The sequence below is a fragment of the Serratia sp. EC4 genome, assembly GCF_059652115.1.
In genome coordinates this window covers 1,389,392-1,395,750 of the sequence record NZ_JBNIDE010000001.1, presented here as the reverse complement: position 1 = coordinate 1,395,750, position 6,359 = coordinate 1,389,392, and the positions used below count along the sequence as shown (strand labels likewise).

Here is a 6,359-nt window from a genome sequence, read left to right as displayed (position 1 = left end):
ATAGTCACGCCACAGGACTTCGGCGATGTCCGCCATGCCCATAGGGGCCCCCGGGTGGCCGGAATTTGCTTTTTGTACGGCGTCCATGCTGAGTGCGCGGATAGCGTTGGCAAGCTCTTTACGAGAAGACATAACGAAACTCCAGTGCGATTACAGTTGAGCGGCCAACATGTCTTCCAGCTTCTGCTGGTCGACGGCGAACAGGCGAATGCCTTCGGCGAGTTTTTCCACCGCCATGGCGTCCTGGTTGTGCAGCCAGCGGAACTCCGCTTCGGCCAGCGGAGCCGGTTGGTGGAAGCCCTCGGTAGACGGGGTCAGCTTGCGTTCGACCGGCTGCTCGCTGTTTTTCAGCTGTTCCAGCAGGTTTGGCGCGATGGTCAGGCGATCGCAGCCGGCCAGCGCCAGGATCTGCTCAACCTTGCGGAAGCTGGCGCCCATGATCACCGTCTGGTAACGATGACGCTTGTAGTATTCATAGATGGTGCGCACCGATTTCACGCCCGGATCCCGATCGGCGTCGTAGTCGGCGACAGGCTGTTTGGCCTGGTACCAGTCATAGATGCGGCCGACGAACGGCGAGATCAGATACACGCCGGCTTCGGCGCAGGCGCGAGCCTGGGCGAAGGAGAACAGCAGCGTCAGGTTGGTGTTGATGCCTTCTTTTTCCAGCTCCTCGGCGGCTTTGATGCCTTCCCAGGTGGAAGCCAGTTTGATCAGGATGCGCGATTTGTCGATGCCTTGTTCTTGGTACATGGCGATCAGCTTGCGCGCTTTGGCGACGCACATGCCGCGGTCGAACGACAGGCGGGCGTCCACTTCGGTGGAGATGCGGCCCGGCACGCTTTTGAGGATCTCGACGCCGATATTGACCGCCAGCTTATCGCTGGCGTTGATCAGTTGGGTTTCCTTGCTGCCGCCCTGGCGGCGGGCATACTCCAACGCTTCGGTGATCAGCGCCTTGTACTGCGGCAGCGCGGCGGCTTTCAGGATCAGCGAAGGGTTGGTGGTGGCGTCCTGGGGTTCGAACTGGCGGATGGATTCGATATCGCCGCTGTCGGCGACCACCGTGGTCAGCTGCTTGAGTGCGTCTAATTGATTCATTGATAAGCTCCTTGACCAAGCTCAATGTAGGGAAATGAGAACCTTTTTCATCATAGGGGGAACACACTGCATCATCGGATCGAGAATGAAAATGCGCTTTTTCTGATTGTTGCGATGGATAATAACAATGAATGCCGAATAAACCCAGGCGGAGCGCGGCTTGCGCGCGACCGCCATCGAGACGGCAGGCGGTTTAACGCCGTCCGGCCGCGTTTTCGTAATAGCCGATCCGCTCGACTTTCGGCGCCGATCCTCCCCCTTCAAACTCCGATTCCAGCCAGGCATCGACGATGGTTTTCGCCAGTTCGGCACCGATGACCCGCGCGCCCAGCGTGATGATCTGAGCATCATTGCTTTTGCGCGCCCGTTGGGCGGAGTAGGTATCGTGACATTGCGCCGCACGAATGCCGGGCACTTTATTGGCCACGATGCTCATACCGATGCCGGTGCCGCACAGCAGGATGCCCCGCCGATGTTTTTCCTCCCGTATCGCCTGCGCGACGCGATAGGCGATATCGGGATAGATCCCCGTTTCTGCGGCGCGATCCGTCGTGTAGTCAATGACGGGGATGTCCCGTTGTTGCAGGTGGGCAACGATCAGATCCTTCAGTTCAATGGCGGCATCATCGGCGCCGATGGCGATAGGCAGCATAGCGGTCTCCTGATTGGTAACGAAAAGGGTGGCGATCCTCGGTGGCGCCACGTTCATTACCGTATCCCTGTTTAATCAAATGTTCAATTGATGTTCTTTTGTTTTTTGCTGGATTTTTCAGTTTGCCACTGTAAAAGGTGATGTCAGTCACTAAAAAAGGGCTTTCAATCGTTATTTACCCTAGTTGAGACGGGTTTTTGAGCGATATCACACTTTGATAAGTTCACTGTGGGCAAATTGAACGCGCGGCGTTAGTGTTCATTTGTTCTTTGCTTGTATTAATGATCAAAATAAGTTTCCCTACCAGAGGAGAGTGCTATGTGTCAGACCTGCATAACAGAGGCGAAAATGGCGGCCGGTATCCCCGAGATCATGAAGGCGGTTGTGGCGTACGCCCCGAAAGATTACCGCCTGGAACAGGTGCCGGTACCGAAGATCGGCCCGAAAGAGATCCTGGTGAAGATCGAGGCCTGCGGCATCTGCGCCGGTGATGTTAAAGCGTTCGAAGGGGCGCCCAGCTTCTGGGGCGATGAAAAACAACCGGCATACATCAAGGCGCCGATGATCCCCGGCCATGAATTTATCGGCCATGTCGTGGGGTATGGCGAAGGCGTCGAGGGCTTCAATCTCGGCGATCGCGTGATATCAGAACAAATCGTTCCCTGCTGGCAATGCCGCTTCTGCAACCGCGGTCAGTATTGGATGTGCGAAAAGCATGACCTGTACGGTTTCCAGAAAAACGTTAACGGCGGCATGGCCGAGTACATGAAGTTCACCAAAGAGGCGATTAACTACCATGTGCCGGCCGACCTGCCGATCGAAAAAGCCATTCTGATCGAACCCTATGCTTGCTCCTTCCATGCGGTGCAACGCGCCAATATCAAACTGGGCGATGTGGTGGTATTGGCCGGCGCCGGCACCCTGGGGCTGGGCATGATCGGGGCCATCAAGAAATCCGGGCCCTCGAAGCTGGTGGTGCTGGATCTGTCCGACGAACGTCTGGCCTTGGCGAAGCGCTTCGGCGCGGATGTGACGCTCAATCCCACCCGTGACGACGTGCCCGCCGCGGTTAAAGCGATGACCGAGGGCTACGGCTGCGACATCTACATCGAGGCGACCGGCGCACAGAAGTCCGTGGAACAGGGCCTGACGCTGATCCGCAAGCTCGGCACCTTCGTCGAATTTTCCGTGTTTAAGGATCCGGTGACCGTCGACTGGAGCATCATCAGCGACCGCAAGGAACTGGACGTGCTCGGTTCGCACCTCGGCCCTTACTGCTATCCGCTGGTGATCGAAGGCATCGCCAATGGCGATCTGCCGACCGAAGGCGTGGTGACGCATACGTTGCCGCTGGAACAGTTCGCCGAAGGTTTCGAGCTGATGAAGCGCGGTATCGGTTCAATCAAAGTGGTGCTTAATCCAAACCTCTGAAACCTGCGTCGTTCCTCGGGTGCGGGCGAGCCTGCGCCTCCATAATCACATGTGCTGGGGTGTTCTATGTTGCATGGACTGATTCATCGCATTGGTCTGTCACCGAAACTGCTGCTGGGCTATGCCGGCGTGTTGGTGTTCATGATGGGCGAAGGGCTGGAACAGGGCTGGCTGTCGCCTTATTTGATTGGCAAAGGGCTGAGCATTCAGGAATCGGCGCTGCTGTTCAGCGTTTATGGCTTTGCGGCCGCCATCGCCGCCTGGTTTTCCGGCGTGTTGGCGGAAATCTTTACCGCCCGGCGGGTGATGTTGGCCGGCCTGCTGCTGTTTCTGTTCGGTTCGGTGTGTTTTTTGACGTTCGGCCTGCCGAGCAACAACCTGGCGATCATGGTGCCGACCTATGCGCTGCGCGGCTTGGGTTATCCGTTGTTCGCCTACGGTTTTCTGGTGTGGGTGGCGTATGAGGCGCCGCCGGAAAGGCTGGGGTCGGCGGTGGGGATTTTCTGGTTCGTCTACAGCGGCGGGCTCAGCGTGCTGGGCGTGCTGTATTCCAGCATCATGCTGCCTTATCTCGGCGAGATCCACACGCTGTGGAGCGCGCTGATTTTCGTCGTGCTGGGCGCGGTGATTGCGCTGATGCTCAATCGCGACGACGGCGCGGCACAGAGCGGCAACCGGGAAAAAGCGTCGCTGGGTTATGTCTTGAAGGGCATCACCATCGCGTTTGAAAACCCGAAGATTGGCCTGGGCGGCATCGTGCGCACCATTAATACCTCTGCGGCTTACGGCTTCGTCGTATTCATGCCCATGTACATGATGGATATGGGGTTCACCCGCACGCATTGGCTGCAGATGTACGCCGCGCTGTGGACGGTCAACATCATTTTCAACCTGATTTTCGGCGTGATCAGCGACGGGCTCGGCTGGCGCAATGTGGTGATGTGGTTTGGCTGCGTCGGCTGTGCCTTGACCACGCTGATGTTCTACTACGTGCCGCAATTCTTCGGCGCCAACTACCTGCTGACCGTTTGCGCCGCCGGGTTGTTCGGCGCCTGCCTGGCGGCGTTCGTGCCGCTGTCGGCCATCATGCCGTCGCTGGCGCCGGACAATAAGGGCGCGGCGATGTCGATTCTCAATCTGGGGGCCGGCCTGAGCACCTTTGTCGGCCCGGCGGTGGTGGGGCTGTTTATCGGCAGCCTCGGCGCCGTTGGCGTGATCTGGATCTTTACCGGCTTGTACCTGTTCAGCGGCGTGCTGATGAAATTTGTCACGCTGCCGAAAGAAAGCGCGACGGCGCAGGAAGAACGCGGCGCGAGTTTGGCGAAAATATCCTGACCGAGGGTGAAGTTCACAGTTTTAAGGGGAAATTTATGATTAATCATCAAACTACGGCGCCGCGCGAGCTCTCGCTGCAGGGCAAGGTGGCGTTGATTACCGGCGGCGCTGCGGGGATCGGTCTCGCTATTGCCGAACGCTATCTGCAAAACGGCGCGCGCGTGGCGCTGCTCGATCGGGCGCCGCAGGTTGCGGAAGTGGCGCGACAGCTGGACGCCGAGGCGGCGGTGGGCGTCGTGGCCGACGTCACCGATGCCGCGTCGGTGGAGCGGGCGATAGCGCAGATTGAGGCGCATTTCGGGCGGCTGGACGTGCTGGTCAACAGCGCCGGCATCGTCGCGCTGCATCCGGCCGAGGAGCTGCCGGAAACGGCGTGGGATGCAACCCTGGCGGTCAATCTGAAAGGCGTGTTTCTTACCTGCCAGGCGGTGGGGCGCCGTTTCATTCGCCAGCGCGGCGGCAGCATCATCAATCTCGCCTCGCAGGCCGGGGTGGTGGCTTTGCCTAATCACCTGGCCTATTGCGCCAGCAAGGCGGGCGTAATCGGTCTGACCCAGGTGTTGGCGCTGGAGTGGGGGCCGCACAACGTGCGGGTCAACGCCATTTCGCCCACCGTGGTTTTGACGGAGCTGGGCCGTAAGGCCTGGTCAGGCGAGGTGGCGGAACAAATGAAGCAGAAAATCCCGCTGCGGCGTTTCGCCGAGCCGCAAGATATCGCCGCCAGCGCCCTGTTTTTGGCCGGCGACGCGGCGGCGATGATCACCGGCGCCAACCTGGTGGTCGACGGCGGTTACACCATTCAATAATTTCTTATTCAGGCGACAGAGAGGCCGCGATGAACAGAATCATTAACGATCCCGATCACGTAGTGGAAGACGCCATTCAGGGCTACAGGCTGGCCCACCCGAACTATTATGCCGCCACCGACAATGCGCGGGTGTTGAAATATCCGCCTGCGCCGATCGCCGGCAAAGTGGGCATCGTCACCGGCGGCGGTTCCGGCCACGAGCCGGCGTTCCTGGGGTATGTCGGCAAAAACATGTTGGATGCCGTCGCGATTGGCGAGATTTTTTCATCGCCTACGGCGGGGGCTTTTCTCGACGCTTTCAAGGCGGCGGACAGCGGTGCGGGCGTCGCTTGCCTGTACGGCAACTACGCTGGCGACAACATGAACGTCAAGATGGCGATCAAGAAGGCCACGGCGGCCGGCATACGGGTGAAAACCGTGGTGGCCAACGATGATGTCGCCTCGGCGCCGGCCAGTGAGATCGATAAACGGCGCGGCGTGGCCGGCGAAATTCTGATGTGGAAGGTCGGCGCGGCGGCGGCGGCCAAGGGATACGATCTGGACGGCGTGATCGGCGCGGCGCAAAAGGCCATCGACCGGTGTCGTTCGATCGGCGTCGGCCTCAGTTCCTGCACCATTCCCGCGGTCGGCAAACCCAATTTTCATATCGAAGACGGCAAGATGGAGATCGGCATCGGCCATCACGGCGAACCGGGCATTGAGGTATCGCCGATCCAATCGGCGTCGGCGATGGCCGGCACCATGCTCGATTTCGTGCTCAACGACATGCCGCTGGAACAGGGGCAGGAGGTGGCGTTGCTGATCTCCGGGCTTGGCGCCACGCCGGTGATGGAGCTGTATATCTATTATGCCGAAATAGAGCGCCGGTTGACGGCGAAAGGCGTGCGGGTGCATCGGCGCTACGTCGGCAATTACTTCACGTCGCTGGAAATGATGGGCGTGACGCTGACGCTGATGACGCTGGATGACGAACTGAAAACGCTGCTGGACATGCCGGCGCAATCTTTAGGCTTAACCCAGGTGGAGTGAATC

At 59.3% G+C, this 6,359-nt stretch carries 7 protein-coding genes; 4 read left to right on the top strand and 3 right to left on the bottom strand.

What is annotated here, in order from left to right:
- From ACP39K_RS06585 to rpiB, 3 genes are all read right to left on the bottom strand, one after another.
- On the bottom strand, positions 1–132 hold a 132-nt coding region (locus ACP39K_RS06585; RefSeq protein ID WP_139159286.1), incomplete at its 3' end, for a thiamine pyrophosphate-binding protein.
- An 18-nt stretch (positions 133–150) separates the two neighbouring features.
- A complete protein-coding gene (gene tal / locus ACP39K_RS06580; protein WP_060560029.1) occupies positions 151–1,101 on the bottom strand; it encodes a transaldolase in 951 nt (316 codons plus the stop codon).
- A gap of 193 nt (positions 1,102–1,294) precedes the next feature.
- Positions 1,295–1,753, bottom strand: a complete 459-nt coding sequence (gene rpiB / locus ACP39K_RS06575; RefSeq protein ID WP_004936593.1) for a ribose 5-phosphate isomerase B — start codon at positions 1,751–1,753, stop codon at positions 1,295–1,297.
- Between the two features lie 318 nt (positions 1,754–2,071).
- Between rpiB and ACP39K_RS06570 the strand changes: the two genes are divergently transcribed.
- The 4 genes from ACP39K_RS06570 (at position 2,072) to ACP39K_RS06555 (ending at position 6,356) form a co-directional block, all read left to right on the top strand.
- A complete protein-coding gene (locus ACP39K_RS06570; RefSeq protein WP_004936590.1) occupies positions 2,072–3,184 on the top strand; it encodes an erythritol/L-threitol dehydrogenase in 1,113 nt (370 codons plus the stop codon).
- Between the two features lie 66 nt (positions 3,185–3,250).
- Positions 3,251–4,519, top strand: coding sequence for an MFS transporter (locus ACP39K_RS06565; RefSeq protein ID WP_115436379.1), 1,269 nt, complete (start codon positions 3,251–3,253; stop codon positions 4,517–4,519).
- A gap of 35 nt (positions 4,520–4,554) precedes the next feature.
- A complete protein-coding gene (locus ACP39K_RS06560) occupies positions 4,555–5,325 on the top strand; it encodes an SDR family oxidoreductase (protein WP_016926758.1) in 771 nt (256 codons plus the stop codon).
- Positions 5,326–5,354: 29 nt separating this feature from the next.
- The gene (locus ACP39K_RS06555; protein WP_004936581.1) at positions 5,355–6,356 is read left to right on the top strand and encodes a dihydroxyacetone kinase subunit DhaK; all 1,002 of its coding nucleotides are present in this window, start codon (positions 5,355–5,357) and stop codon (positions 6,354–6,356) included.
- The last annotated feature ends 3 nt before the right edge of the window (positions 6,357–6,359 follow it).